Source organism: Psychrobacter sp. AOP7-A1-24 (assembly GCF_052376235.1).
Taxonomy (GTDB): Bacteria; Pseudomonadota; Gammaproteobacteria; order Pseudomonadales; family Moraxellaceae; genus Psychrobacter.
The window spans coordinates 1-1,274 of sequence record NZ_JBQSVM010000094.1 but is presented as its reverse complement, the minus strand read 5'-3'; the positions used below and the strand labels follow the sequence as shown (position 1 = coordinate 1,274).

The 1,274-nt window shown below is 38.8% G+C and carries 2 protein-coding genes; both read left to right on the top strand.

From position 1 onward, the window contains the following. A partial coding sequence (locus ACT3QQ_RS13835; protein WP_444528421.1) for a metallophosphoesterase family protein occupies positions 1-566 on the top strand: 566 nt, incomplete at its 5' end. Positions 567-650: 84 nt separating this feature from the next. Beyond that, positions 651-1,238 carry a DUF1543 domain-containing protein gene (locus tag ACT3QQ_RS13830; protein WP_444528420.1) on the top strand — a complete coding sequence of 196 codons (588 nt, stop codon included), beginning with the start codon at positions 651-653 and terminating at the stop codon, positions 1,236-1,238. Positions 1,239-1,274: the final 36 nt, after the last annotated feature.

The following is a 1,274-nucleotide window of genomic DNA, read 5'->3' as shown; positions in this document are numbered from 1 at the left end:
AGATTTATGAAGCTACTACGGCAGAAATTACTAATAATCCAACCATGGATTTTATTGTCAAAGATCTCTCTCAAACAGCGATTGAATGGATGCGATCTTTGCCGTTTGATTGTCATGTAAATGAAGATGTATACCTTTGCCACGGTTCGCCGACTGATGATATGACATATTTGCTAGAGGATATCGAAACGGGTCAGCCAACAGTGCGTAATGATGAGACTATATTGGCATTGCTTGATGGTATTGATAGTGCGGTTATCTTATGTGGTCATACACATATTCCGCGAACAGTAAGGCTATCATCAGGACAAACTATTGTGAATAGTGGTAGCGTTGGCTATCCGGCTTATGAAGATGAGTTGCCTATTATACATAAGATGCAAACTTATTCGCCTCATGCGAGTTATGCACTTATCAAGTGTATAGAGACCCAACAAGGTAAACAGTGGCAAACTGAGCATATCAAGGTCGCCTATAATCATGAAGCCGCAGCAAATCTTGCTCTAAAAAACGGACGTGAAGATTGGGCATTTGCATTGAAGGCAGGCAGAGTCGCTCCAGTATGACTGTATTTGAGCACATGCTATCTGGCAGTGATAGTATTGCCTTGAGATTAACTACAAATTTTTGTTTAATAGAGATGACGTAACATGCTAACACTATATATGGTTCAACTGGGTGGTCGTCCTAAGGGTCGTTTGATTGAGCAACACGATATTTTCTTTGGCGCTACCAATCAAGTAAGTGAGCTGGTAGAAGATATCAATCAGTATTGGCCAGAGGTCAAAAACAAATGGCACGTTGATTCGTATCGAGCGATTACTAACGTTGGTGGTTATGGGATTAAACTGGTCAAATCAGGTGAACAAGTAGGCAAAAATCCTAACTTGAAATTATTTTTCATAAACTTGGGTGGCTATCAACAGGGCAGTTTTGAAGAGTTTCATTACAAGCTTCTGATTGTGGCCACAAGTCAGGCAGAGGCTATTAAGCAGGCAAAGCAAAGCGACTTTTATAAACAGTTTACCTTTAAAGATGATGATTCATCTTTCGATGCCGCGTCACATATTGATGATAAGTTCGAAGTGGATATAGATGATATCTATAACGTAAACGATCTACTCTTAAATGTTCAGCTATTGATTGAGCCTATCGTGATTACTGACGGTGTTGATCTCAAAGAGGACAAAGAATATGTTGGTTACTTGAGTATTAAAAATTTAAGGAAATTGTCTTAATATGTCACTGAATATGTATTACAAAAATGGAATGTT

Coding starts and splice junctions, on each gene's coding strand:
- ACT3QQ_RS13830 (WP_444528420.1), top strand. CDS start 651: ATGCTAACACTATATATGGTTCAACTGGGTGGTCGTCCTAAGGGTCGT.